Genomic DNA, 24,893 nt, shown 5'->3' with positions numbered 1-24,893 from the left:
CTCGGCCGTCGGGGTCGACCGCTTCGGCGGCTCGTGTCCGGGCAGGGCGGGACTCGCGTCCGGGCGCCGTGCCGGCTGCTTACCGGTGGCCACGTTCAGTCGCTCCCTTCGAGCTCGCCGCGTCCGGCACCGCTGCGCGCGAGGCGCGTGTCGCCGCGCTCTCGCGGCGGTGTCGGGACGACGAGGTCCATCGGTGGCGTCGGGAAGGTCTGGTCGTACTCGGCGGCCTCGTCCTCGTCGTCGGCGAGCGCGGCGGCGCGACGGGCCGACGCACCCTCCCACACCATCAGCGCGGGAACGACGATCACCAGCAGAACGATGGCGAGGGGCACAGCCGTGGCCTGCCACGACGGCCACCCGCGGTCGCGCAGCGTGTGGATCGCGCTGACGGCGAGGATCCACACCAGGTTGACCGGGATCAGCACCTTCCAGCCCAGGGACATGAACTGGTCGTAGCGCAGGCGGGGCAGCGTGCCGCGCAGCCAGACGAACACGAACAGGAAGGCGACGACCTTGATGGTGAACCAGAGGATGGGCCACCAGCCGGCGTTCGCGCCGTCCCACAGCGAGAGCGGGAACGGGGCACGCCAGCCGCCGAGGAACAGCGTCGTCGCGAGTGCCGAGACGGTGACCATGTTGATGTACTCGGCGAGGAAGAACATCGCGAACTTGAACGACGAGTACTCGGTGTGGAAACCGCCGACCAGTTCGGACTCGGCCTCGGCGAGGTCGAACGGCGCGCGGTTGGTCTCGCCGACGACCGACACGGAGTAGATCGCGAACGAGACGAACAGCGGCACGACGTTCCAGAGGTCGTGCTGGGCGGCGACGATGCCGGACGTCGACATGGTGTCGCTGAAGAGGAACACCGCGACCATCGACAGGCCCATCGCGACCTCGTACGAGATCATCTGGGCCGCCGAGCGCAGGCCACCGAGCAGCGGGTACGTCGAGCCGGACGCCCAGCCCGACAGCACGATGCCGTAGACGCCGAGCGAGGAGCAGGCGAAGACGACGAGCACACCGACGGGCAGGTCGGTCAGCTGCAGCGCGGTGTGGTGGCCGAACATCGACACGGTCGGGCCGAGCGGGATGACCGAGAACGCGAGGAACGCCGGCGTGGCCGAGATGATCGGCGCGAGGAAGTAGACCGGCTTGTCGGCCAGGACCGGGATGATCTCTTCCTTGAAGGCGAGCTTCACGCCGTCGGCCAGCGACTGCAGCACGCCCCAGGGGCCGGTGCGGTTCGGGCCGATGCGGTTCTGCATCCGTCCGACGACCTTGCGCTCGAACACGATCGTGAACAGCGTCATGACGACGAGGAACACGAAGATGCCGAGGACCTTGATCAGCACGATCCAGATCGGCGCGTTGCCGAAACCGGGCAGGTTCTGCCCGCTGGCGAGCACGGCGTCGTGCATCACTCACCCTCTCCCGTGCCGGCGTCGGTGCCGACGACCGGTGGCGCATCGGTGCGCGTCAGCGTGACCGGCGAGCCGTGAACGGCGCCGAGCGTCGCGCGCACCGCGCACTCGCGGGCGTTGGTCGGCAGCCACACGACGCCCTCGGGCATGGCGACGATCTCGGACGGCAGCACCACGGCGCCGCGTTCGGTGCTCACCGACACGAGGTCGCCGGCAGCGATGCCGAGGCCGGCGGCGGTGCCGGCGGACAGCCGGGCGAACACGGGCTTCGCGGTGCCGGCGAGGTGCTCGTCGCCGTCCTGCAGGCGGCCGGCGTCGATCAGCTCGGCCCAGGTGGCGAGAACCGCCTCGCCCTCGGACGGCTGGGGCGCGGGGGCGGCGACCGCCGGAGCGGCCGGACGCTGCGCGACGGTGCCGAGCGACAGCAGCTCGGCGCGCGCCGCGTCGACCGTGCGCAGCCCGAGCTCGACGTCGAGCTCCTCGGCCAGGGTGTCGAGCACGCGGAAGTCGCTCAGCGCCCCGGTGCCGGCGATGGTGAGGTCGAACGGGCGGCGCCGTCCCTCCCACGTCACGTACCGGCCGGACTTCTCGGCGGACGGGGCGACCGGCAGCACGACGTCGGCGTGCGCGGTGACCGCGCTGTGCCGCACCTCGAGGCTGACGACGAACCCTGCGTTGCCGAGCGCCTGCTCGACCAGAGCCGGGTCGGCCGCGTCGGCCGGGTCGACCCCGCCGACGACCAGGGCCGACAGCGAGCCCTCGGCGGCGGCGCGCCAGATGGCGTCGGCGTCGCGGCCGGGCTGGGCCGGCAGCTCGTCGACGTGCCAGGCCGCCGCGACCTCGGACCGCGCGGCGGCGTCGGCCACCGGACGTCCGCCGGGCAGCAGCGTCGGCAGCGCGCCGGCGTCGATCGCGCCGCGCTCGCCCGCGCGGCGCGGCACCCACGCGAGGCGGGCGCCCGTGCGATCGGCGAGGGCGGCGGCGGCGCTGAGTGCACCCGGCGCGGTGGCCAGGCGCTCGCCGACGAGGATCACCGCACCGGGTTCACCGAGCGCGGTGACGAGCTCGGCGGACAGCCCGTTCAGCGCGTCGGCCTCGGCGCCGGGGACGGTCGGCAGCAGCGTGCCCTCGAGCTTGGTGAGGCCTCGCGAGGCGAACGGGGCGACGGCGTGGACGCGCGTCCGCTTGTCGCGGGCCGCCTTGCGCAGGCGCAGGAAGACGATCGGCGACTCCTCCTCCGGCTCGAACCCGGCGAGCAGCACCGTCGGCGCCTTCTCGAGGTCGGCGTAGGAGACGTGCTCCGGTCCGGTGCCGGCGACGGACGAGGCGAGGAACGCGAGTTCCTCGTCCGACCCGGGACGGCTGCGGAAGTCGATGTCGTTCGTGCCGAGGGCGACGCGCGCGAACTTCGCGTACGCGTAGGCGTCCTCCTCGGTGAGCCGTCCGCCGGGCAGCACACCGACGCCGCCGCGGTCGGCGGCCTCGGCCAGGCCCTGCGCCGCACGCTCGAGCGCCTCGGGCCAGCTCGTGGGGACGAGCTCGCCGTCGTTGCGCACCAGCGGCTGGGTCAGCCGGTCGGCCTGCTCGGCGCTGTGGAACGCCCAGCGACCCTTGTCGCAGTTCCACTCCTCGTTGACCTCGGGGTCGTTGCCGGCGAGGCGGCGCGTCACCTTCGAGCGCCGGAAGTCGGTGCGCAGCGCGCAGCCGGACGAGCAGTGCTCGCAGACCGAGTCGGTCGACAGCAGGTCGAACGGGCGGGCGCGGAAGCGGTACGACGCGCCGGTGAGCGCGCCGACCGGGCAGATCTGCACGGTGTTGCCCGAGAAGTACGACTGGAACGGCACCTCCTCCGAGGTGCCGATCTGCTGCTGCGGGCCGCGTTCGAGCAGTTCGATGAACGGGTCGCCGGCGATCTGCAGCGAGAAGCGGGTGCAGCGCTGGCACAGCACGCACCGCTCGCGGTCGAGCAGCACGTTCGAGGAGATCGCGACCGGCTTGGGGAACGTCCGCTTCGCCTCGCGGAACCGGCTCTCGGCGCGGCCGTTGCTCATCGCCTGGTTCTGCAGCGGGCACTCGCCGCCCTTGTCACAGATCGGGCAGTCGAGCGGGTGGTTGATCAGCAGCAGCTCCATGACGCCCTGCTGCGCCTTGTCGGCGACGGCGGAGGTCAGCTGCGTCTTGATGACCATGCCCGGCATGACCGTGGTGGTGCAGCTGGCCGCGGGCTTGGGCATGCCGCGGCCGTTGCCCATGTCGGGCACCTCGACCAGGCACTGCCGGCAGGCACCGGCCGGGTCGAGCAGCGGGTGGTCGCAGAACCGGGGGATGGAGATGCCGAGCTGCTCCGCGGCGCGGATGAGCAGCGTGCCCTTGGGCACGGAGATCTCGAGACCGTCGATGGTGACGGTGACGAGGTCCTCCTTCGCGGGTGCTTCAGTCACTAGTGGGCTCCTACGAGCGCGCGCTCGCTGCCCGCGTACGGGCAACCGTGGTTCTCGATGTGGGAGAGGTACTCGTCGCGGAAGAACTTCAGCGAGGACGTGACCGGGCTGGTCGCGCCGTCGCCGAGAGCGCAGAACGAGCGTCCGAGGATGTTGTCGGACAGGTCTTGCAGGGTGTCGAGGTCCTCGGGGGTGCCCTCGCCGGCCTCGAGACGTTCGTAGATGCCGACGAGCCAGTAGGTGCCCTCGCGGCACGGCGTGCACTTGCCGCACGACTCGTGCTCGTAGAACTGCGACCACTTCTTGACCGCACGCACGACGCAGTCGTCCTCGTCGAAGATCATGACGGCGGACGTGCCGTTCATCGACCCGGCCTTGACGGCGGAGTCGAAGTCGAGCGGGGTGTCGAGGTGCTCGGGCGTGAACAGCGGAGTGGACGAACCACCCGGCGTCCAGAACTTGAGCTCCTTGCCGCGGCTCATGCCGCCGGCGAGCTCGAGCAGCTCGCGCAGCGTCGTGCCCATCGGGGCCTCGTACTGCCCGGGGTTCGCGACGCGTCCGGAGAGCGAGTAGATGCACGGACCGGGCGAGCCGGCCGGACCGAGCTGCTTGAACCACTCGGCGCCGCCGAGCACGACGTACGGGACGCTCGCGAGCGTGCCGACGTTGTTGACGACGGTCGGCGAGTCGTACAGGCCGTTGGTCGCGGGGAACGGCGGCTTGAGGCGCGGCTGGCCGCGGCGGCCCTCGAGCGAGTCGAGCAGCGCCGTCTCCTCGCCGCACTCGTACGAGCCGGCACCGGAGTGCACGGTGATGCGGCAGTCGAAGCCGGAGCCGAGGATGTCGGTGCCGAGGTAGCCCTTGCCGACGGCCTCCTCGACGGCCGCGGTGACGCGGCGGATCGCGTGCACGGCCTCGCCGCGGATGTAAACGAACGCGTGGTGGGCGCCGACGGCGTAGCAGGCGATGATGATGCCTTCGACCAGCGCGTGCGGGTCGTTCATCATCAGCGGCATGTCGCGGCAGGTGCCGGGCTCGCCCTCGTCGGCGTTGACGACGACGTACTTCGGCTTCGGGTTGTCCTTCGGGATGAACGACCACTTCATGCCGGTCGGGAAGCCGGCGCCGCCGCGGCCGCGCAGGTTGGAGTCCTTGACCAACGAGACCAGCGCGTCGGGCTCCATGCGCAGGGCCTTGCGCAGCGCCGCGTACCCCTCGAGCTTCTCGTAGTTGTCGATCTTCCACGGCTGGGAGGTGGTGAAGCGCTTCGTCAGCACCGGTGCGAGCGGCATGACTCAGTCCTCCTTCTCGGTCTCGCCGGCCGGGTCGGTCGGGTTGGACGGGTCCGACTCGGCGGTGTGCAGCGGCTGGTCGCTCGCGCTGGACTCCTCCTGGTTGCCGCTCATGCCCGGGATGCCGGGCTGCTCGGCCTGCGCGGTCTTCTTCGCCGCGGCCTTGCGCGTCGCCTTCTTCGCGGGCGTCTTCGCCGCGGTCTCGGCGGACGCCTCGGCCGACGCGGCCGGGGCATCGCTGCCGGGGTCGGTCGCGTACGACGGCGCGGTGTCGCCCCGCTCGAGGGCGAGCTTCACGCCCGCCTGCGTGGGGGCGCCGGTCGCGGTGGCCTCGGGCGAGAACGCGCCCTCGGCGTCGTGCAGGCCGGCGATCTGCCGCTCGATCTGCTTGAACGTGCACAGCGGTCCGCCGCGCGTCGGCTGCGGCTGACCGCCCGACTGCAGCTCGCTGACCAGCGCACGGGCGCTGCCCACGGTCTGGTTGTCGTAGAACTCGTAGTTCACGGTGACGACCGGCGCGTAGTCGCACCCCGCGAGGCACTCGGCGTGCTCGAGGGTGATGCGGCCGTCGTCGGTGGTGCCGTTCTCGGCGACGCCGAGCTGCTCCTTGAGCGCGCCGAAGATCTCGTCGCCGCCGAGCAGGCCGCACAGCGTGTTCGTGCAGACGCTGACGAGGTACTCGCCCGTGGGCTGACGCTTGTACATCGTGTAGAACGTCGCGACCGCCGACACCTGCGCCTTGGTCAGGCCGAGGGTGTCGGAGCAGAACGCGATGCCATCGGGCGAGACGTAGCCCTGCACCGACTGCACGAGGTGCAGCAGCGGCAGCAGCGCCGAGCGCGACTGGCCCTCCGGGTACTTGGCGATGATCTTCTGAGCGTCCGCGCGGATGTCGTCGCCGAAGACGCTCGGGTCACCCGGGCGCTCGAGGTTGATGACGCTCGTGCGGAAGTTCGAGCGGCCGGACGGCGAGTTCGTCGGCGCGCTGGTCGACGGCGCGTCGCTGAACGTCGGCATCTCGTGCTGGTCGTGCTGCGGACTCATCGCGCGTCCTCACTTCGTTCCGGGCGACGCGATGAGGCACGTACGGCGCTGTGACACTGATTCGCTGCGCAAGCTCCGCTCACCGGTCCACTCCTCCCATCACCGGGTCGATCGAGCCGATCGAGGCGATGACGTCGGAGACCATGCCGCCGATGGCGACGGCGCTGGTCGACTGCAGGTTCACGAACGAGGGCTCGCGCAGGTGCACCCGGTACGGACGGGTGCCGCCGTCGCTGACCACGTGGGCGCCCAGCTCGCCGCGCGGCGACTCGATGGCCGTGTACACCTGGCCCGGCGGCACGCGGAAGCCCTCGGTCACCAGCTTGAAGTGGTGGATGAGCGACTCCATGGACGAGTTCATGATCTTCTGCACGTGCTCGAGCGAGTTGCCCATGCCGTCGGGGCCGATGCTCAGCCGCGCCGGCCAGGCGATCTTCGGGTCGTCGACCCACACCGGGCCCGGCTCGAGCAGGTCGAGGGTCTGCTCGACGATGCGGACGGACTCCTCCATCTCGTCCACACGCACGAGGAAGCGCGACCAGCAGTCGGCACCGTCGCGCGTCGGGACGCCGAAGTCGACCTCGTCGTAGCAGAGGTACGGGTCGGTCTTGCGCAGGTCCCAGGGCAGGCCGGCGGCCCGCAGCATCGGGCCGGTGACACCCAGCGACAGGCAGCCCTCGACCCCGAGCCAGCCGACGTCCTTGAGCCGGTTGATCCAGATCGGCTGCCCCTGCAGCAGGCCGCGCAGGCCCTTGATCTCGCCGCGGATGTCGGTGATCCACTGGCGGATCGCCTCGTCCGCCTCGTCGGGGAGGTCCTGGGCGACGCCACCGGGACGGACGAACGCGTGGTTCATGCGCAGACCGGTGACCATCTCGAAGATGTCGAGGCAGCGCTCGCGGGCGCGCAGACCGTTGGTCATCGCGGTCAGCGCGCCCATCTCCATGCCGCCGGTCGCGAGCGCGACCCAGTGCGAGGAGACGCGGTTGATCTCGAGCATGAGCTGGCGGATCAACTGCGCGCGGCGCGGCACCTCGACCCCGAGCAGTTTCTCGACGCCGAGGCAGTAGACCGTCTCGTTGAACAGCGGCGCGAGGTAGTCGGCACGGGTCAGGAAGGTGACGCCCTGCGTCCAGGTGCGGAACTCGACGTTCTTCTCGATGCCGGTGTGCAGGTAGCCGATGACGGTGCGCAGGTCCTGCACCGACTCGCCCTCGAGTTCGACGACGATGCGCAGCACGCCGTGCGTCGACGGGTGCTGCGGACCCATGTTGAGGACGAGGCGCTCGTCCTTGATCGGGTCGGTGCCGCCGAAGACCTGGTCCCAGTCGCCACCGGTCAGGTTGTAGACGCGGCCTTCGGTGGTGTCGCGTGCTGGCGCGAACTGATCGGTCACTTGTATGCCCTCCGCTCGTCCGGCGGCGGGATCGTTGCGCCCTTGTACTGGACGGGGATCCCTCCCAGGGGATAGTCCTTGCGCTGCGGGTGCCCGTCCCAGTCGTCGGGCATGAGGATGCGCGTGAGCGCGGGGTGCCCGTCGTAGACGATCCCGAACATGTCGAACGTCTCCCGCTCCTGCCAGTCGGCGGTCGGGTAGATCGACGTCAGCGACGGCACGTGCGGGTCCTCGACCGGCACCGCGACCTCGAGCCGGACGCGCCGGCGGTAGGTCATCGAGCGCAGCTGCACCACCGAGTGCAGGCGGTTCGCCGAACCCAGGTAGTCGACGCCGGACACGCTGGAGCACAGCTCGAAGCGCAGGTTCGGGTCGTCGCGCAGGGTCTTCGCGACCCCCACGAGGTGCTCGCGCGCGAGGTACAGCGTCAGCTCGTCGCGGTCGACGACGACCTTGAGCACCGCCTCGGACGCCTTCGGGTACGCGTCCATGAGCGCGTCGACGAGCGAGTCGAAGTAGCTGCCGTACGGACGCTCGGCCGAGGGCGGCGTCCACGGCTCGCGCACGAGGCCGCCGAAGCCGGAGGTGTCGCCGCTGCCGCTGACGCCGAACATGCCCTGCCGCTGCACGCCGTAGGGCGAGTCGCTGGCCGGGCCGACGCCGCCCCGGCCGGTGCCGACGGTCGCGCGGGCGACGTCGGCCGCGTTCTGCTCCGGCGTGGAGTCCTCGGGCACGGGCCTCTCGACTGGTCCACCCATGTCAGCGGCCGTACTTGTAGGACGACGGGACGAGCTCGACCTTCTGGTCGGCCAGCTTCGCGGCCCGCTTGGGGCCGAGCGGCTCGTTCATGATCTTGTGGTGCAGCTTCAGGATCGCGTCGATCAGCATCTCCGGGCGCGGCGGGCAGCCGGGCAGGTACATGTCGACGGGCACGACGTGGTCGACGCCCTGGACGATCGCGTAGTTGTTGAACATGCCGCCGCTCGAGGCGCAGACGCCCATCGAGAGCACCCACTTGGGCTCGGGCATCTGGTCGTAGATCTGCCGCAGCACCGGCGCCATCTTCTGGCTCAGCCGGCCGGCGACGATCATGAGGTCGGCCTGGCGCGGCGACGCGCGGAAGACCTCCATGCCGAAGCGGGCGGAGTCCGAGCGCGGGCCGCCGAAGCTCATCATCTCGATCGCGCAGCACGCGAGACCGAACTGCACCGGCCACAGCGACGACTTGCGCGTCCAGTTGACCAGCTTCTCGACGGAGGCGAGCAGCACGCCGTCCGGCAGTTTTTCCTCTAGACCCACGTCAGTCCTCGCTTCGCTCCGGGCTGACGCGGGGCCCGGATAACCCTGTGCTGATTGATTCGCTCACTGCGTTCGCTCATCGGGGTGTCAGTCCCAGTCCAGTCCGCCGCGGCGCCAGACGTAGGCGTACGCGGAGAACACGGTGACGATGAACAGGATCACCTCGACGAGCCCGAACAGTCCCAGCGACTTGTTCGCCACGGCGTACGGGTACAGGAAGATGATCTCGATGTCGAAGACGATGAACAGCATCGCCGTCAGGAAGTACTTGATCGGGAAGCGCTTCGCCCCGCCCGTGTCGGGCGTCGGCTCGATGCCGCACTCGTAGAAGTCGAGCTTGACCTTGTTGTAGCGCTTCGGTCCGGTGAAGGGTGCGATCGTCACCGAGAACGTCGCGAACGCGAGCGCGAGGGCGAAGAGCAGGACGATCGGCAGATACGGCGCCAGCACTAGGCCACATCTCCCTTCTTGGAGGAACGGACCGGCCGTTCACAGGCTAGTCCGCGGTCTCGCCCCAGCCGGGTCTTAGGCATACCTAACGCCTATCGGACGGGGGGTGTGAGGGCGGTCAGGGTGGTGATCAACCGGTCCGAGAGATCGCCGTCCTTCGGGTCGGTCAGGTTCGCGAGCAGCTTGAGCACGAAACGCATGAGCGCCGGGTGCGGCAGGCCGTGACGGGTGCACGCGCGCATCACCGACGGCTTGCCGATGAGCTTCACGAAGATGCCGCCGAGGCGGTAGTACGCGCCCCACTCCTGCCGCATGCGCTCCGGGTAGGCGGCGAGCGCGGCCTCGCGGCTGGGGCCGTCCGGACGGGCCATCGCCTGCACGACCGCCTCGGCCGCGAACTTGCCCGACTCCATGGCGTACGGGATGCCCTCGCCGTTGAACGGGTTCACCGACCCGCCCGAGTCGCCGACGATCAGCATGCCGTCGACGTAGTGCGGGGTGCGGTTGAAGCCCATGGGCAGGGCGGCGCCGCGGGTGGGGCAGGTGGCGTTCTGCTCGCGCAGCCCCCACTCCTCGGGCGTGTTGTCGAGCCAGCGCGTCAGCATCGCGCGGTAGTCGGTCTTCTGGAAACCGGCGGAGGAGTTCAGCACGCCGAGCCCGGCGTTCACGGTGCCGTCGCCCATGCCGAAGATCCAGCCGTAGCCGGGCAGCAGCTGCGACTCGTTGGGCTTGCCGTCCCACAGCTCGAGCCACGACTCGAGGTAGTCGTCGTGCGTCTTCGGGCTCGTGTAGTACCGCCGGACGGCGACGCCCAGCGGCCGCTTGTCGTTGCGGTGCACGCCGAGCTTCTGCGCGAGCTTGCCGCTGACGCCCTCGCAGGTGAGCACGATCGGGGCGCGGAACGCGACGGGCTGCTTGTCGGCCGTGCGGCCGGTGACGCCGACGACGCGGCCGTTCTCGACGATCGGCTCGGTGACGGTGGTGTTCTGGTAGAGCCGCGCCCCGGCCTTGACGGCCTGGTTCGCGAGCATCGCATCGAGGTCGGCGCGCGGGCGCACGAGGCCGAACGGCGGGAAGCTGGTGAGCTGCGGCCAGTCGAGGTGCAGCCGCTGGCCGCCTCCGACGACGCGCAGGCCGCGGTTGTGCAACCAGCCGTTGGCCTCGCTGACGTCGATGCCCATGTCGACGAGGGCGCGGGTGCCGCGCGGCGTCAGGCCGTCGCCGCACACCTTCTCGCGCGGGAACTCGGTCTTCTCGACGAGCGCGACATCGAGCCCGGCGGTCGCCAGCCAGTAGGCGGCGCTGCTGCCGGACGGGCCCGCGCCGACGACGATCACGTCGGCCTGCTGGGCGGCGTCCGGTGCCACCGAATCCGGACGGACTTCGGCCGTGGATGCCGGCATGGAGCCACTCCTGCAACGGTTCGGGACTTTGTGAACGCTTTCACTAGCGTCCTGAGCCGAGTGTAAGCCTGCGTTCGGACGCGGCCCAAACGCGCGGGGCCCGCCCGCGGTGACGGACGGGCCCGACGGTGACCCCGACGGCAGGCGGATCAGACGCGCTGCGCCACCGGTCCCGTGCTGTCGGCCGGCGCGGCGGCGACACCGGCGCCGCGGGGCTGCCGCACCAGCCACACGGTCAGCAGCGCGGCGATCGCGCCGACGACACCAGACACGAGCAGCGACCACTGCACACCCTCGACGGCTGCGGCGCGGACGGCCGACTCGAGCGACTCCCGCGCCGCCGACGGCGCCTGGGCGAGCACCGCGCCCGACTGCCCGCCCGAGACCGCGCGGGACACGGCGTCCGACTGCGGCACCGCACGCTCGGCGAGCACGTGCGCCGCGCGGGACGCGAACACCGAGCCGAGGACGGCGATGCCGAGCGCGAGACCGAGCTGGCGGGCGGTGTTGACGGCGCCCGCCGCCATGCCGCCTCGCTGCACCGGGACGGCGGCCATCGCCGCCGAGCTCAGGGTCGGGGTGGCGAGCCCGACGCCGACGCCGACGAGCACGAAGCCGGGCAGCAGCGCGGGCCAGCTCGCCCCACCGTGCACCAGCGCCGCACCGACGAGTCCCCCGGCGCCGATCAGCGCCAGGCCGCCGCCGATGATCGGGCCGGGCTCGCGGTGGTGCAGGAACCGTCCGATGACGGCCGACACGAAGAACGACGCGAGCGACAGCGGCAGGCCGATCACGCCGGCCTCGATCGGGCTCAGGCCGAGCACCGACTGCAGCCAGATCGTCGTGTAGGTGAAGGCACTGAACGCGGCGAAGTTCGAGGTCAGACCCGCCATCAGCACGCCGCTGAAGCGGCGGTTGGCGAGCAGGCGCATGTCGAGCATCGGGGCGGCGACCCGCTTCTCGGTGACGACGAACGCGGCGACGAACACCGGCGCGGCGACGAGCCAGCCCCAGCTGCCCGGCTCGCCCCAGCCGACCTCGGTCGCCTCGATCAGCCCGTAGGTCAGCGAGCCGGCGGCGCCGCTGAACAGGACGATGCCGAGGACGTCGACGCGCGCCCGCACCCGGGTCTGGGTGTCGCGCAGCACGACGACCGAGAGCACGATCGCGACCACGCTGACCGGCAGGTTGACGAAGAAGATCCAGCGCCACGAGACGCCCTGCGTCAGCAGGCCGCCGATGATGGGTCCGATCGCTGCGGACGCCCCCGCGACCGCACCCCACATGCCGTACGCGACGCCGCGGTCGCGTCCGCTGTAGGTGCTGTTGAGCAGGGCGAACACGGTCGCGAACATCGCCGCGGCACCGAGCCCCTGCACCGCTCGCGCCGCGATCAGCGCGCCCGAGTTCGGGGCGATGCCGCAGACGAGCGAGGCGAGCGCGAACAGCGCGAGCCCGGCGATGTAGGTGCGGCGGTGGCCGGCCAGGTCGGCGATCGAGCCGGTGCCCAGCACGAGCGCGGCGAGCACGAGGGCGTACGCGTCGACCACCCACTGCAGCGAGCTGAACGAGGTCTCGAGGTCCGTCGCCATGTCGGGCAGGGCGACGTTCACGATGGTGACGTCGATGAGCAGCATGAACGTGCCCAGGCACACCGTCACCAGCGGCAACCACTTGCGCATGAGGTTCCTCCCTCGGTCGTTGCGATCCTCCTGCCGTCCCGACGGGCGAGCACCATCGGGATCGACAACGTCGCCACTATCGCGCCGGGCGCGGACGCGGACCGCCCGAGACGCCGCCGGACGTCGCTTTCCGCCATCATCGACCCCATGCCGACGGAATCCGCCGCTCTCGACCGGCTCGACGAGCAGATCATCCGCGTCGTGCAGCTGTCGCCGCGCATCCCCTTCCGGGTCGCCGCCCAGGTGCTCGGCGTCTCGGAGCAGACGGTGGCCCGGCGCTACCGGCGGCTGCACCGCAGCGGCGTCATCCGGGTGACCGCGCTGCTGCGCCCGGCGGCACTGGGCCAGCACAACTGGATGGTGCGGTTGCAGGTGCGCCCGAGCGGCGCGGACTCGCTGGCCCGCGCGCTGGCGCAGCGCGACGACGTGAGCTGGGTGACCGTCGTGTCCGGCGGCGCCGAGCTGGTGTGCGTGCTGCGGGCACGCTCGTCCGAGAGCCGCGACGACCTGCTCATGCAGAGGCTGCCGCGCACGGCGCCGGTGCTCGGCATGTCGGCGGCGATGGTGATGCACCGCTTCGTCGGGGTCGGGACCGGACTCAACGACGACTGGATCGAACTGGCCGACGTCCTGACGCCCGAGCAGACCGCGGCCGTCGCCGCGACCGCGCAGGAGGCGCCGGTGGACGACCGCGGCCCGGTCGAGCTGCGTCCGGAGGACTACGCGCTGATCGACGAACTCGCCCGCGACGGCCGGGCGCCGATGTCGCGGCTGGCCCAGGCGGCCGGCATGTCGGAGTCGAGGGCGGCCCGCCGGCTGGCCGCGCTGATCGAGCAGGGCGCGGCCTACCTCGACCTGGACCTGTCGACCGCGGCGCTCGGGCTGCACACGACGGCCTCGCTGTTCCTGCAGGTCGAGCCGGGCGCGCTGGACAGCGCGGGCCGGGCCGTCGCCGCGCAGCGCGAGATACCGTTCGCGGCCGCGATCACGGGCGCGCAGAACCTCACCGCGTCGGTCGTGTGCCGCGACGTCGAGCACCTGTACCGCTTCGTCACCGGGTCCGTCGGCGCGATCCCGGGCGTGCGGGGCGTCGAGGTGCTGCCCGTGCTGCGGCAGATCAAGCAGTCGGGCGCCGTCACCGACGGCGACCGACTCGCCGTGTCCTGACTACTTCACGTCCAGCAGGTCGATCACGAACACCAGCGTCTTGCCGCCGAGCCGGTGACCGCCGGGCGGGCCGTAGGCCAGGTGCGGCGGGATGATCAGCTGGCGACGTCCGCCGACCTTCATGCCGGGGATGCCCTCCTGCCAACCCTGGATGAGGCCCTGCAGCGGGAACTCGATCGACTGGCCGCGGTTCCACGAGGCGTCGAACTCCTCGCCGGTGTCGAACTCGACGCCGACGTAGTGCACCTCGACGCGGTCGCCGGGCTTGGCCTCGGCGCCGTCGCCGACGGTGAGGTCGTTGATGACGAGCTCGGACGGCTCGTCGCCGCCGGGGAACTCCACAAGGGGCTTGGTCATGCCCCCAGTCAACACGAGCGGTCTGGCAGGCTCGTCCGGTGGCCGATGTGCACGACGCGCTCCTCGCCGAGCTCGACCCCCTCGTCCTCTACCGCATCCTCGCGCTGCGCTCGGAGGTGTTCGTCGTCGAGCAGGACTGCGTGTACCTCGACCTCGACGGCCGCGACGCCGAACCCGACGCCCGCCAGCTGTGGATCGCGGACGACGACGGCACCGTGCTCGCGACCCTGCGCCTGCTCGCCGACGCCGACGGCCGCGCCCGCATCGGACGGGTCGCCACCGCCGCGGCCGCCCGCGGCCGGGGACTCGCCGGGCAGCTGATGGCCCGGGCGCTGGACCTGGTCGGCGACCGCGATTCCGTGCTCGAGGCGCAGGCGCACCTCGCCCACTGGTACACCCGTTTCGGTTACGCCCGAGCCGGTGACGACTACGTCGAGGACGGCATCCCGCACACGCCGATGCACCGGCCGGCGGGGGCGTCGTGACCCTCGATCCCCGCGCGCTGGGCATGCAACCCCATCCCGAGGGCGGGTGGTACCGCGAGACGTGGCGCCACGGCGCGACCGTCGACACCCCGCGCGGCCCCCGCGCACTCGCGACCTGCGTGGCGTTCCTGCTCGAACCGGGTCAGGAGTCGGCCTGGCACCGGGTGACGTCACCCGAACTGTGGCTGTGGCAGGGCGGTGGGCCCGTCCGCGTCACCCTGGGCGGCACGGGCGACGTCCCCGACGGGACGGACGGCGCGACGGTGCTGCACGAGGGCGGTCAGCTGCTCGTCCCCGCGAACGCCTGGCAGACCGCGGCGCCCGCCGGGGAGGTCCCCACGCTGGTGGCGTGCGTGGTCTCGCCCGGCTTCGACTTCGAGGACTTCTCGCTGCTGCCGTGACGGCGACGGGCTCGACGGGCTCAAAGGGCTCGACTGTCGCATGTGTGTCACGGCAACTACTGTCGGTCACGTGGCGGACGGGATCACGACGGTGCACCTCTCGGGCGAGATCGACATCCGCACGGCGTCGGAGGCTCAGGAGAAGGTGACGACCGCGCTCACCGACGAGCGGCCGCAGACGCTGCTGCTCGATCTCTCCGAGGTCAGCTTCCTCGACTCGGTCGGCATCGGTTTCCTGGTCGGGCTCAACCGCCAGGCCGAGGGCGTGGGTACCCAGCTGCGGCTGCGGGGCCTGCAGCCCCAGGTGCACCGGGTGCTCGCCGCCACCGGGCTGATCGGTGTGCTGCAGGTCGAGGACGCCTGAGCGTCCGTCCCCTACGGGGTGGCGAGCGAGTGGTCGACCGAGATCAGCGTCGATGTGTCGGTCAGCTCCAGCATGTCGGCGACGGCCGGCGGCACGTTGACGAGCCGGACGGTGTGGGCCGAGCGGAAGCTCATGAACAGGATCGCCAGCGACGAGGCGTCCATCGAGGCGACGGCCGACAGATCGACGGTGACGTCCCCGGACTGCGTGTGGGCGTTCAACGCGGAGAAGACCATCGTGAGCACGCCGAGATCGATGTCGCCGGACAGCACCACCCAGGGGCGGCCCGTGCGGTTCTCGAGCTGGATGTCGGCAGTCACGTCGCTCAGGGTGCCCGCTCCGTAGCACGCGCTGCGCGGGATTAGGTCCCTCTCGTCGAGGACGGCGGCCCCGTTCCGAGAGTCCGCCGACCCGTCATCGACCCGCATTCGGACACCCCGTGACGCGTGGTGCTGCGAGTCGGGCACCCTGTGTCACGACGCACCCAGCCCCGTGGTTGTCGGCGTCCGCCCGTGACACGTGTCGAGACCAGGCGCGAGTCACGGCGTGCGGACGGGTCGCGCGCCGTCCAGGGATGCAGAACGGCCCCGGTCTCCCGGGGCCGTGGTGGAGCCGCCTCGGGGAATCGAACCCCGGACAACCTCATTACGAGTGAGGTGCTCTGCCGACTGAGCTAAGGCGGCGTGCGCTCGCGAAAGCGCGACGGCCGAGTCTAACCGGTGCGGGTGCCCGGGTTCATCGGGGAGCGCCGTCCGGCGGGGTGATCACCGAGAAGCGGGCGCCGAGCGGGTCGGCGAGGCTCGCCCACCGTCCGAAGGGCGAGTCGTGCGGACTCTCGATCACCGTGCCCCCGAGCTCGACGCAGCGTGTGGCGTGGGTGTCGACGTCCGCCGAGTCGAAGTACGTGCGCCAGTGCGAGGGAACGGAATGGGGCAGCCCGGGCGGCATCGGCTCGGTGTTAGCGACCTCCCGCCCGTCGACCCGCAGCACGGTGATCGGGTACTCGTCGGTGCCGACGTCCCAGGTGCCGTGGCCGAACACCGCGACGTAGAACGCAGTGGCGGCGGCGTGGTCGCGGGAGACCAGCTCGCTCCAGCGCAGCGAGCCGGGTTCGTCCGCCACCTCGCACCCGACGAGGTCTCCGGCCTGCCAGAGGCCGAACGCCGCCCCCGCCGGGTCGAGGCAGACGGCGGTGCGGCCGAGCGTGCCGACGGGCACGGGCGGCACCTCGAGCACCCCGCCGGCGGCGGTCACGGCCGCCGCGGCGAGGTCGACGTCGGCGACCGCGAAGTAGGTGTTCCAGACCGCGGCGTGCTCGCGCGGCACGACCCCCGCCACCGCGCGGCCGTCGAGCCGTGCCGTCCACCCGCCGTCCGCGGGCTCGAACGCCCAGCCGAACAGTCCCGCGTAGAAGTCGCGGCTGCGTTCGGGCTCGTTCGTCAGCACGTCGGTCCAGCACGGCGTGCCGGGTGCCCAGGGCTCGTCCCGTCGCATGGGAGCGACCGTAGGGGAAACGTCCGACGACGCGCGGGCGACGGCGGGAGGCGGGGCGGCGAAGGTTCGGTGAACGGCCCGCCGAATGGTCGATCCGGCCCGCGGACGCCTCCATCCTGGGTTGGTGAGGTACCGCGACCGGCCCGGTCCGATCGCCGTCGCCCATCGCGGCGGTGCCGGACTCGCCGCCGAGAACACGCTCGAGGCGTTCACCCGCTCCTATTCGCTCGGCGTGCGCTTCCTGGAGACGGACGTCCGCCTCACCCGCGACGGGCAGCTCGTCGCCTTCCACGACGCACGCCTCGAACGCGTGACGAGCGGGCGCGGCCGCGTCGCCGACCGGACGCTGCCGCAGCTCAGCGGCCTGCCCGTGCAGCGGGGCGGGCCCGTCGTCGCCCTCGACGACCTGCTCGGCACGTTCCCCGACGCCTGCTTCACGATCGACGTGAAGGAGCCGGCGGCCGTCCCCGTCCTCGCCGATCTGCTGCGGCGCACGGGGGCCGCGCGACGGGTGTGCGTCGCCGGCGCCCGCGAGGGCTGGCTGCGCTCGCTCGCCGACGCCGTCGGACCGGAGCTGTGCACGGCGCTGCCGTGGCGCGCGCTGGCCCACCTCGCGTCCGGTCGCGGACGGGCGCGCTACGGCGACGCCGCGTTCGCCCACGTGCCGCTTCGGCTCGGGCGCCTGCCGGTGTTCCGGGACGACCTGTTGGCTCGCGCGCACGACGCCGGGCTGCGGGTGCTCGTGTGGACGGTGAACGACTCGGACACCATGCACCGACTGCTGGACGCCGGCGTCGACGGGATCATCACGGATCGTCCCGATCTGTTGCGCGAGGTCCTGATCTCCCGCGGCCAGTGGCACACGCCGGACACCTACGACGCCCCGCTGACGGACCTGACCCGATAACCTGCCCGGACCGTCGCGACCCGGGAGGCAATGCGTGGCCACACTGACGGCCGACCACCGCATCTTGGTGGTGGATCTGCAGGGCGAGACCCTGCGTGCGAGCGCGGGATCGATGGTGGCCTACGTCGGCAACATCGACTTCAAGCACGCCGGCATGGGCGGCGGCGGCGGTTTCAAGGCCGCACTGAAGCAGAAGGTCGCCGGCGAGTCGATCAAGATGATGGAGTGCACCGGCGCCGGTCGCGTGTACCTCGCCGAGAAGGCCCTGGACGTCACCGTCGTCGACCTGCAGAACGACCGGCTGACCGTCGAGTCCGAGCACATCCTCTGCGTGACGCAGGGGCTGCAGCTCGACGTGCAGTTCGCAGGATTGCGGGGCATGACCGCGGGTCAGGGGCTCGCCACCACGAGCATCACCGGCACGGGCCAGGCGGCGATCACGTCCGAGGGTCCGCTCATCGGCCTCGAGGTCGCGCCCGGCATGCCGCTGGTCGTCGACCCGGACGCCTACGTCGCCGGCACCGGCAACCTGCAGATGTCGCTCGTCTCCGGCGTGAGCTGGAAGAGCCTCGTCGGCGAGGGCGGCGGCGAACCGTTCAGCCTCCGGTTCGAGGGCCAGGGCAGCGTGTACATCCAGCCGGCGGAGCGCTGATTCATCGTGCCTTTCGAGAAGATCAACTCCAAGGTCGTCCGGGCGAACGTCGCGCCGGGCGACGAGATCCTCGCCCGCCGCGGCGCGATGCTCGGCTACGACGGCCAGGTGTCGTTCCGTCCGATCGCCGGTCAGGGCCAGGGCGTGGGCGGCATGATCGGCGCGATGATGTCCGGCGAGTCGTCGCCGATGATGGCGTCCGAGGGCACCGGCTCGGTGCTGTACGGCTTCCGGGGCCTGCACGTCACGACGCTCGACCTCAACAACGAGACCCTCACCGCCGAGGCCGACCGGCTGCTCGCGTACAGCGCCCGGTTGCAGACGTCCGTCGAGTTCATCGGCAGCGGCGGCATCCGCTCGGCCGTCCGCGGCGCCGTCACCGGGCAGGGCCTCGCCACCACCAAGATCATCGGTACCGGATCGGTCGCGCTGCTGTCGCACGGCGGCACCTTCGAGCTGCCGCTCAACGGTGACTGGGTGGGCGTCGACCCCCAGGCCTACGTCGGTCACATCGGCGCGCTGCAGGTCGACCTCAAGGCCAGTGTCGGCATGCGCGAGCTCATCGGACGCGGCTCGGGCGAGGCCTTCCAGTTGCACATCTCGGGTCACGGCAAGGTGTTCGTGCAGGCCTCGGAGGAGAAGTTCTGATGTCGGTGAACATGGGCAAGTCGCCGCTGTACAACCCGCACTCGCTGCCGGCGAACGACAACATCAACCCGTACGCCTTCTCGATCGACCTCAACGGCGAGTGGTTCACGTCCAAGGGCGCGATGATCGCCTACTACGGCAGCATCGACTTCTCGGGCGTGGCGGCGTTCGCGTCGAGGGCCGCGTGGGTCGCCGCTCGGTTCTCGTCCCCGCTCTACACGCAGGACTGGGTCGTCGCGAGCGGCCAGGGCAAGCTTGTGATCGGCGACCGCGGCAACGACATCAACAGCTACGACCTCGAGAACGGCAACCTGACCATCAAGGCGCGCAACCTGCTCGCCTTCGAGACCGGCCTCGAGCTCAAGCAGTCGATCGTCCCCGGCTTCCTCGTGCTCATCGGCACGGGCAAGTTCCTGGCGTCGTCCAACGGTCCGGTGATCTTCGTCGAACCGCCGTTCCGCGCCGACCCCGACGCGCTGCTCGGCTGGGCCGACTGCCCGTCCCCCTCGATCCACCACGACCTCAACTGGATGGCGCAGTCGTTCATGGCCGGCGTGCAGGGCATGTTCGGCCGCCAGTCGGGCGAGGAGCGGCAGTACGACTTCACCGGCAGCGGCAACATCCTGATGCAGTCGTCGGAGATGCTGCGCGTCGACCCCGCGCTCATGCGCCTGGTCGAGTCGCAGACCAACCTGCTCGACGCGCAGTCGGCCGGCGCGCTCGGCCAGCGCCTCGTCGCGCGGGCGCAGCAGGCCAACCGCTAGCGCGGCCTCACCAGCCCGCCGGCTCGATGAAGTCGGCGGACGGCCGGCGCAGCCACTGCGTCACGCGCATGACGAGGTCCATGTCGGCGAGCCGCGCGGTGCGCAGGTTCGACAGCCGGGACGGGCTGACGCCGAAGATCTCGCCGAGCGCGCCCCAGGTGAGGCCGTCCGCCCGGCGTCGTTCGTCGAGCGCACGGCCGAGGCGCGGCAGGTTCCAGCGCAACCGCCGGTCGGGACCGGCGGTGGGCAGGGTGGTGTCGCCGACGTCGGCGACCGGTCCGGTGAGGAAGTGCTCGGGCGGACGGCCGAGCCACCGCAGCAGCTGCATCGCGTACTGGCACGACATCGTGCCGCGCTTGGTCGTGCGGAGCAGCGCGCCCGGGCACATGGCGTGGTCGCCGAGCTCGGCGTTGAGCGCATAGGACTGGTCGGTCATCGCCTGCGCGAGCTGTGTCCAGTCGAGATCGCGCGCGACCCGCTGCGCGTCGAGCGCGACGATCAACGCCGCGCCGTCGAAGCTCGGCAGCGCCACAGCGACCCCGGCCGCCCGTGTCCCGGTCATACGCGCATCGAAGCACCTGGGTCGGACACCGGGAGGGGCATACCGGATGAGACTGCATAAATCCGTATTTCTGTCGAACTATTGACCAAATCCCTGTCGACGCGACATGTTCCTCCTCGCACGAGCACAGCGAGCGGACAGGACCAGGCGTGACACGACGGGTGCAGCCCACCAGCGGCGCCCTGCGCGCGACGAACCGCGCCAATGTCGTCAGGGTGCTGCGGCACGCCGGCTGGGCCACCCGCGCGGAGCTCGCCCGCCACACCGGGCTGTCCCGCGCCACCGTGTCCAGCGTGCTCGGCGAGCTGCGCGAGCGCGGGCTCGTGACCGAGCGCAGCACCGGCCCCGCGGGCGGGCGCGGCCGTCCGGCCAACCGCGTCGGTCTGGACAAGTCCGCCGGCATCGCCATCGCGGTCGACATCGGGGTGCGTCACGTGGCCGTCGCGGTCGGCGACCTGTCCCACAGCGAGCTCGCCGAGCGCTGGACGACCACCGCCCGCGGCCACACCGCTGCGCGCGGCAGCCGCATCGTGCTGCGCAGCATCGAGGAGGCCCTCGAGCAGGCCGGGGTCGACCCCGAGGACCTGCTCGGCGCCGCCGTCAGCATCGCCGCCCCCGTCGCCACCGGCAGCAGCCGCCTCGCCGTACCCGACGTGCTGCCGGGCTGGGCGGAGTCGTCACTCGCCGAGAGCGTGGCCGCCCGGTGGGGCATCCCGGTCGTGACCGAGAACGATGCGAACCTCGGCGCCCTCGGCGAGGCGGTCACCCGTCCGCCCACGGACGGCGGGGACGTGCTCTACGTCAAGATCGCCAGCCGCATCGGGCTCGGCACCGCCCGCGACGGCGGCATCGTCCGCGGCCGCCACGGGTTCGCCGGCGAGTTCGGGCACGTCACCGCCAGGCCCGACGGCGAGCGGTGCTGGTGCGGCCGACGCGGTTGTCTCGAGCTGTACGCCGGCGGCGACGGCATGCTGCGCCGCCTCGCCGGCACGGTGCCGTCCCTCGCCCGGCTCGTCGACACCGCGCGGACGGACGCCGCCGTGCGCCGGGTGGTCCGCGAGGGCGCGGACGCGCTCGCGACGGCCCTGGCCGACCTCGCCGTCGTGCTCGACCCCGCGCGCATCGTGCTCGGCGGCGAGCTGACCGCGCTCGGCGAGCTGCTCGAGGACCCCATCCGCCGGGAGCTGCACGCGCTGCCGTTCGGCTCCCCCGTCGAGCTCGCCGTCACCCCGCAGGGCGAGCGCGCCTCCCTCGCCGGCGCCCTGGCGCTCGTGCTCACCGAACCCGCCCGCTTCGCCGACCGGTCACAGGACCGGCGGCCGATCCGGGATCTCCCGTCCGTGCGGTCGAGCTCACGGCCGCCGCTGTCCGTCCCACCACCGCAAGGAGCACATCTGTGAGACCAGTCCCCCGTTCCCGCGTCCGGCGGCTGACCGTCGCCGTCGCGGCCCTGGCGCTCGGCGGCGGTCTCGCCGCGGCGCTGGCCCCGACCGCCTCGGCGGCACCGTCGGCGCCGTCGGCTCGGCAGCGAGCCGTCGTCTCCGGCGACGCCCGCTTCGAGGTGCTGTCGCCGACGGTGATCCGCACCGAGTACGCCGGCGACGCGCACTTCGTCGATGCGGCCACCTTCAACGCCGTCGGTCGCGACGGCTTCCCGCGCACCCGGTTCACGTCCAAGGTCGTGGGCGGTTGGCTGACGATCGACACGTCCGCGGTGACCCTGCGCTACAAGGTGGGTTCGGGTCCGTTCACGGCGAAGAACCTGAAGGTGCTCGTCGACGACGGCGGCCACCGCGTCACCGCCGCGCCGTGGAGCGGCACCGCCGCGGCGGCCTGTGCCGTCGGCACCCGGTGCGAGGCCGAGGACCTCACGACGTCCGGCCTGACGTCCGCCACCGACCACAGCGGCTTCACCGGCCGCGCCTTCGTCGCCGGGTTCGAGCACGAGGGCAACAGCCTGTCGTTCACGACCACGGTCGCGAAGGCCGGCGACTACGACGTCGCCGTCCGCTACGCCAACAACCAGGGCGGCGACGGCAAGATCACCACCCGCACGCTGAGCGTGGCCGCGGACGGCGGGGCGGCCTCGACCCTGTCGCTCGCGCCCACCGCCACCTGGGACACCTGGGCGGTGGCGACCACGCGCCTCTCGTTGTCGGCGGGCACGCACACCGTGGTGGTGTCGCGGCAGGCGTCCGACTCGGGCAACGTCAACGTCGACAACGTCGCCGTCGTCACCCCCGGCGCCGACTACCCGCCGGTGACGCCGCCGGCCGTGACGCCGTGCGCGTTCGGCTCCGTCTGCGAGGCCGACACCGGTGCGCTCGCCGGCGGGGCCCGCCTCGCCTTCGACCACAACGGTTACTCCGGCCGCGGCTTCGTCGGTGGCCTGGAGAAGACGGGCGCGTCCGACACCGTCACCGTGACCGGCGTTCCGAAGGCGGGCGCGTACCGCCTGCAGTTGCGCTACGCGAACTCCGCCGCCGGTGCGCAGGCCGTGCGGGACCGCTCCGTCTCGGTGCAGGTGGGCACGTCCGACCCGACGACGGCCACGCTCGCGCCCACGAGCAGCTGGGACACGTGGCGGACCGTCTCGATCCCGGTGAGGCTCGCGGCCGGGACGAACACGGTGACCCTCGGCTGCCCGACGGACGACAGCTGCAACGTCAACGTCGACACCGTCGCGTTCGTCCGAGCGGCGTCGCCGGTGCTCGACGCGCACGCGCCGCTCGGCGGGTACCGCCGCAGCATCGACAACGTCGACGGCGGCGCGATCACCAACCCCGGCCTGCTCTACCAGGACGGCTGGTCGCTGCTGGACGACACCGCGTCCGCCATCTTTGACGCGAAGATGCGCAAAGTCACGCAACGGCCCGCGCAGCAGCCGTACCAGGACGGGTACGTGTTCGGCTACGGCCACGATTACCTGCAGGCGCTGCAGGACCTCTCCACCCTCACCGGGCCGGCGAAGCTGCTGCCCCGCTGGGCGTACGGCACGTGGTACTCGGAGTACTACGACCGCACCGCGGCCGACTTCCAGAAGACGATCGTGCCGCGCTTCCGCAGCGAGGGCGTCCCGCTCGACGTGCTCGTCGTCGACACCGACTACAAGACGCCGAACCAGTGGAACGGGTGGGAGATCGACCCGGCCAAGTTCCCCGACCCGAAGGCGTTCTTCGCCTGGGCGCACGCGCAGGGGCTGCACACGTCGCTGAACCTGCACCCGAGCATCCTCGCGTCCGACCCGCAGTTCCCGAAGGCGCAGCAGATCGCCAAGGGCAAGCTCAAGCCGGGTTCGTGCGGCGGGGGCGGCGGCGACTGCTACGTCTTCGACTTCGGCGACGCCGACCAGCTCAAGGCCTACCTGTCGCTGCACGACGACATGCAGGCCGACGGCAACGACCTGTGGTGGATGGACTGGTGCTGCGACGGGTCGATCTCGTCGTTGCCCGGCGTCACCGGCGACGCATGGGTGAACCAGGCGTACGCCGACTACACCGCGCGGACGGTCGACCGCGGCTTCGCCTTCTCGCGGGCCTACGGCACCCTCGAGGCCGGCGGGTACGGCAACGCCACCCCGCTGCCGACCGGACCATGGGCCGACAAGCGCACCACGCTGCACTTCACCGGCGACACGATCTCGACATGGCGGACCCTCGCGTTCGAGGTCGGCTACACGCCCGGCGAGTCGGCGGCGACCGGACTGCCGTCGATCAGTCACGACATCGGCGGCCACACCGGCGGACTGCAGGAGCCGGGCACCGAACCGGGATCGACGAAGCTGCCGGACGACCTCTACGCGCGGTGGGTGCAGTTCGGCACCTTCCAGCCCATCGACCGGTTGCACTCGAACCACAGCGACCGGCTCCCGTGGCAGTACGGCGCGGCGGCCGACACGTCGGCGACCGCGTTCCTGAACCTGCGCGAGAAGCTGGTGCCGTACACCTACGGCCTCGCCGAGCGGGCCCGCGCGACCGGTGCGCCGATCACGCAGCCGCTGTACCTGCAGTACCCCGACCAGCAGGAGGCGTACGCCCGCGCCGACGCCGAGTACCTCTACGGTCCGGACGTGCTCGTCGCGCCCGTGACCACGCCCGGCACCTCGGCGACGACGTCCGTCTGGTTCCCGGCCGGCAGCACCTGGACGGACTGGTTCACCGGCAAGACTTATCAGGGCGGCACCACCGCCGAGATCACCACCGATCTCGACACGATGCCGGTGTTCGTCCGCTCGGGCGGCATCGTGGCCACCCGCACGAAGAACGTCGCGAACGACGTGCAGCACCCGCTGGACGCCGTCACCGTCACCGTCGCGCAGGGTGCGGCCGGCTCGTACTCGCTCTACGAGGACGACGGCACCACGACGTCCGCCCGGCACGCCACCACCCGCATCACGGCCAAGGGCAACCGGGTGACCATCGCGCCGTCGCAGGGATCGTTCGCCGGACAGGTGAGGCAACGCGCCTGGACGGTGTCGTTCACGAACGCCACCGCCCCCACGGTCGTGAAGGTTGACGGACGGAAGGTCTCCGCGGCCTCCTGGACGTGGCACCGCAAGACCCGCACGCTGACCGTCCGGACGCCGAAGCAGAGCGTCCGCGACCGGTTGGTCGTCACCTACAAGTAGCGCCCACGGGCCGGCGGACGACCGTCCGCCGGCC

24 protein-coding genes and 1 tRNA gene are annotated in these 24,893 nt (G+C 71.6%); 10 read left to right on the top strand and 15 right to left on the bottom strand.

Annotated elements, in window-relative coordinates; genetic code table 11:
• Positions 1–95 precede the first annotated feature (95 nt).
• The 10 genes from nuoH to ACYVP9_RS19695 form a co-directional block, all read right to left on the bottom strand.
• Positions 96–1,421: a complex I subunit 1/NuoH family protein gene (gene nuoH, locus ACYVP9_RS19740; protein ID WP_460606669.1), complete on the bottom strand. Its 1,326-nt coding sequence runs from the start codon at positions 1,419–1,421 to the stop codon at positions 96–98.
• The gene (locus ACYVP9_RS19735; RefSeq protein WP_460606668.1) at positions 1,421–3,865 is read right to left on the bottom strand and encodes an NADH-quinone oxidoreductase subunit G; all 2,445 of its coding nucleotides are present in this window, start codon (positions 3,863–3,865) and stop codon (positions 1,421–1,423) included. Before ACYVP9_RS19735 ends, nuoH begins: the two co-directional genes overlap by 1 nt.
• Complete coding sequence (gene nuoF, locus ACYVP9_RS19730) at positions 3,865–5,157, bottom strand: complex I 51 kDa subunit family protein (protein ID WP_460606667.1); 1,293 nt, start codon at positions 5,155–5,157, stop codon at positions 3,865–3,867. Before nuoF ends, ACYVP9_RS19735 begins: the two co-directional genes overlap by 1 nt.
• 3 nt (positions 5,158–5,160) lie before the next feature.
• Positions 5,161–6,201 carry an NADH-quinone oxidoreductase subunit NuoE gene (nuoE, locus tag ACYVP9_RS19725; protein ID WP_460606666.1) on the bottom strand — a complete coding sequence of 347 codons (1,041 nt, stop codon included), beginning with the start codon at positions 6,199–6,201 and terminating at the stop codon, positions 5,161–5,163.
• A 79-nt stretch (positions 6,202–6,280) separates the two neighbouring features.
• Positions 6,281–7,603, bottom strand: a complete 1,323-nt coding sequence (locus ACYVP9_RS19720) for an NADH-quinone oxidoreductase subunit D (protein ID WP_460606939.1) — start codon at positions 7,601–7,603, stop codon at positions 6,281–6,283.
• Complete coding sequence (locus ACYVP9_RS19715; protein WP_460606665.1) at positions 7,594–8,355, bottom strand: NADH-quinone oxidoreductase subunit C; 762 nt, start codon at positions 8,353–8,355, stop codon at positions 7,594–7,596. The genes ACYVP9_RS19720 and ACYVP9_RS19715 overlap by 10 nt, the downstream gene beginning before the upstream one ends.
• A gap of 1 nt (position 8,356) precedes the next feature.
• Positions 8,357–8,896, bottom strand: a complete 540-nt coding sequence (locus ACYVP9_RS19710; protein ID WP_460606664.1) for a NuoB/complex I 20 kDa subunit family protein — start codon at positions 8,894–8,896, stop codon at positions 8,357–8,359.
• 87 nt (positions 8,897–8,983) lie between these two features.
• Positions 8,984–9,343: an NADH-quinone oxidoreductase subunit A gene (locus tag ACYVP9_RS19705; RefSeq protein ID WP_460606938.1), complete on the bottom strand. Its 360-nt coding sequence runs from the start codon at positions 9,341–9,343 to the stop codon at positions 8,984–8,986.
• A 95-nt stretch (positions 9,344–9,438) separates the two neighbouring features.
• On the bottom strand, positions 9,439–10,749 hold the full coding sequence (locus ACYVP9_RS19700; protein WP_460606663.1) for a geranylgeranyl reductase family protein: 1,311 nt from the start codon (positions 10,747–10,749) through the stop codon (positions 9,439–9,441).
• A 149-nt stretch (positions 10,750–10,898) separates the two neighbouring features.
• Complete coding sequence (locus ACYVP9_RS19695) at positions 10,899–12,431, bottom strand: MFS transporter (protein ID WP_460606662.1); 1,533 nt, start codon at positions 12,429–12,431, stop codon at positions 10,899–10,901.
• Positions 12,432–12,578: 147 nt separating this feature from the next.
• Here ACYVP9_RS19695 and ACYVP9_RS19690 point away from each other — a divergent pair, with 147 nt between their 5' ends.
• The gene (locus ACYVP9_RS19690; protein WP_460606661.1) at positions 12,579–13,598 is read left to right on the top strand and encodes an Lrp/AsnC family transcriptional regulator; all 1,020 of its coding nucleotides are present in this window, start codon (positions 12,579–12,581) and stop codon (positions 13,596–13,598) included.
• On the opposite strand, the gene ACYVP9_RS19685 is transcribed toward ACYVP9_RS19690, so the two are convergent.
• Positions 13,599–13,955 (bottom strand): FKBP-type peptidyl-prolyl cis-trans isomerase, encoded by a 357-nt coding sequence (locus tag ACYVP9_RS19685; protein WP_460606660.1) that lies wholly within the window; start codon positions 13,953–13,955, stop codon positions 13,599–13,601.
• Positions 13,956–13,993: 38 nt separating this feature from the next.
• On the opposite strand from ACYVP9_RS19685, the gene ACYVP9_RS19680 reads away from it, so the two are divergent.
• The 3 genes from ACYVP9_RS19680 to ACYVP9_RS19670 all read left to right on the top strand — a co-directional run bounded on the left by ACYVP9_RS19680 (position 13,994) and on the right by ACYVP9_RS19670 (position 15,205).
• Positions 13,994–14,440, top strand: coding sequence for a GNAT family N-acetyltransferase (locus ACYVP9_RS19680; RefSeq protein WP_460606659.1), 447 nt, complete (start codon positions 13,994–13,996; stop codon positions 14,438–14,440).
• A gap of 23 nt (positions 14,441–14,463) precedes the next feature.
• Positions 14,464–14,841 (top strand): cupin domain-containing protein, encoded by a 378-nt coding sequence (locus ACYVP9_RS19675; RefSeq protein WP_460606937.1) that lies wholly within the window; start codon positions 14,464–14,466, stop codon positions 14,839–14,841.
• A gap of 70 nt (positions 14,842–14,911) precedes the next feature.
• The gene (locus ACYVP9_RS19670) at positions 14,912–15,205 is read left to right on the top strand and encodes an STAS domain-containing protein (protein ID WP_460606658.1); all 294 of its coding nucleotides are present in this window, start codon (positions 14,912–14,914) and stop codon (positions 15,203–15,205) included.
• A gap of 11 nt (positions 15,206–15,216) precedes the next feature.
• Here the strand turns inward: ACYVP9_RS19670 and ACYVP9_RS19665 are convergent, their stop codons facing one another.
• The 3 genes from ACYVP9_RS19665 to ACYVP9_RS19655 all read right to left on the bottom strand — a co-directional run bounded on the left by ACYVP9_RS19665 (position 15,217) and on the right by ACYVP9_RS19655 (position 16,699).
• Positions 15,217–15,525, bottom strand: a complete 309-nt coding sequence (locus ACYVP9_RS19665) for an STAS domain-containing protein (RefSeq protein ID WP_460606657.1) — start codon at positions 15,523–15,525, stop codon at positions 15,217–15,219.
• A gap of 287 nt (positions 15,526–15,812) precedes the next feature.
• Positions 15,813–15,888 (bottom strand) — tRNA-Thr (locus ACYVP9_RS19660).
• A gap of 52 nt (positions 15,889–15,940) precedes the next feature.
• Entirely contained in the window at positions 15,941–16,699 is a 759-nt protein-coding gene (locus ACYVP9_RS19655) for a VOC family protein (RefSeq protein WP_460606656.1), read from the bottom strand.
• A gap of 124 nt (positions 16,700–16,823) precedes the next feature.
• Here ACYVP9_RS19655 and ACYVP9_RS19650 point away from each other — a divergent pair, with 124 nt between their 5' ends.
• The 4 genes from ACYVP9_RS19650 to ACYVP9_RS19635 are packed head-to-tail and all read left to right on the top strand — an operon-like array spanning position 16,824 to position 19,670.
• Entirely contained in the window at positions 16,824–17,606 is a 783-nt protein-coding gene (locus tag ACYVP9_RS19650) for a PI-PLC domain-containing protein (protein WP_460606655.1), read from the top strand.
• A gap of 34 nt (positions 17,607–17,640) precedes the next feature.
• On the top strand, positions 17,641–18,258 hold the full coding sequence (locus ACYVP9_RS19645; RefSeq protein WP_460606654.1) for an AIM24 family protein: 618 nt from the start codon (positions 17,641–17,643) through the stop codon (positions 18,256–18,258).
• Positions 18,259–18,264: 6 nt separating this feature from the next.
• Positions 18,265–18,906 (top strand): AIM24 family protein, encoded by a 642-nt coding sequence (locus tag ACYVP9_RS19640; protein ID WP_460606653.1) that lies wholly within the window; start codon positions 18,265–18,267, stop codon positions 18,904–18,906.
• A complete protein-coding gene (locus ACYVP9_RS19635; RefSeq protein ID WP_460606651.1) occupies positions 18,906–19,670 on the top strand; it encodes an AIM24 family protein in 765 nt (254 codons plus the stop codon). Before ACYVP9_RS19640 ends, ACYVP9_RS19635 begins: the two co-directional genes overlap by 1 nt.
• Before the next feature lie 7 nt (positions 19,671–19,677).
• Here ACYVP9_RS19635 and ACYVP9_RS19630 read toward each other — a convergent pair whose 3' ends face one another.
• Positions 19,678–20,232 (bottom strand): hypothetical protein, encoded by a 555-nt coding sequence (locus ACYVP9_RS19630; RefSeq protein WP_460606650.1) that lies wholly within the window; start codon positions 20,230–20,232, stop codon positions 19,678–19,680.
• Positions 20,233–20,381: 149 nt separating this feature from the next.
• On the opposite strand from ACYVP9_RS19630, the gene ACYVP9_RS19625 reads away from it, so the two are divergent.
• Positions 20,382–21,632, top strand: coding sequence for an ROK family transcriptional regulator (locus ACYVP9_RS19625; protein ID WP_460606648.1), 1,251 nt, complete (start codon positions 20,382–20,384; stop codon positions 21,630–21,632).
• Positions 21,629–24,859: a TIM-barrel domain-containing protein gene (locus ACYVP9_RS19620; RefSeq protein WP_460606647.1), complete on the top strand. Its 3,231-nt coding sequence runs from the start codon at positions 21,629–21,631 to the stop codon at positions 24,857–24,859. Before ACYVP9_RS19625 ends, ACYVP9_RS19620 begins: the two co-directional genes overlap by 4 nt.
• Positions 24,860–24,893 lie beyond the last annotated feature (34 nt).

This window comes from Jatrophihabitans fulvus (assembly GCF_054781375.1).
Note: the sequence above shows the minus strand (reverse complement) of the source record. Positions and strands in the feature narration are given on the sequence as shown.

Excerpts from the sequence above, each read along its gene's own strand:
- nuoH (WP_460606669.1), bottom strand. The coding sequence starts at position 1,421 with ATGCACGACGCCGTGCTCGCCAGCGGGCAGAACCTGCCCGGTTTCGGC.
- ACYVP9_RS19675 (WP_460606937.1), top strand. The coding sequence starts at position 14,464 with ATGCAACCCCATCCCGAGGGCGGGTGGTACCGCGAGACGTGGCGCCAC.
- ACYVP9_RS19715 (WP_460606665.1), bottom strand. The coding sequence starts at position 8,355 with ATGGGTGGACCAGTCGAGAGGCCCGTGCCCGAGGACTCCACGCCGGAG.
- ACYVP9_RS19655 (WP_460606656.1), bottom strand. The coding sequence starts at position 16,699 with ATGCGACGGGACGAGCCCTGGGCACCCGGCACGCCGTGCTGGACCGAC.
- ACYVP9_RS19685 (WP_460606660.1), bottom strand. The coding sequence starts at position 13,955 with ATGACCAAGCCCCTTGTGGAGTTCCCCGGCGGCGACGAGCCGTCCGAG.
- ACYVP9_RS19695 (WP_460606662.1), bottom strand. The coding sequence starts at position 12,431 with ATGCGCAAGTGGTTGCCGCTGGTGACGGTGTGCCTGGGCACGTTCATG.
- ACYVP9_RS19635 (WP_460606651.1), top strand. The coding sequence starts at position 18,906 with ATGTCGGTGAACATGGGCAAGTCGCCGCTGTACAACCCGCACTCGCTG.
- ACYVP9_RS19690 (WP_460606661.1), top strand. The coding sequence starts at position 12,579 with ATGCCGACGGAATCCGCCGCTCTCGACCGGCTCGACGAGCAGATCATC.
- ACYVP9_RS19700 (WP_460606663.1), bottom strand. The coding sequence starts at position 10,749 with ATGCCGGCATCCACGGCCGAAGTCCGTCCGGATTCGGTGGCACCGGAC.
- ACYVP9_RS19630 (WP_460606650.1), bottom strand. The coding sequence starts at position 20,232 with ATGACCGGGACACGGGCGGCCGGGGTCGCTGTGGCGCTGCCGAGCTTC.
- nuoE (WP_460606666.1), bottom strand. The coding sequence starts at position 6,201 with ATGAGTCCGCAGCACGACCAGCACGAGATGCCGACGTTCAGCGACGCG.
- nuoF (WP_460606667.1), bottom strand. The coding sequence starts at position 5,157 with ATGCCGCTCGCACCGGTGCTGACGAAGCGCTTCACCACCTCCCAGCCG.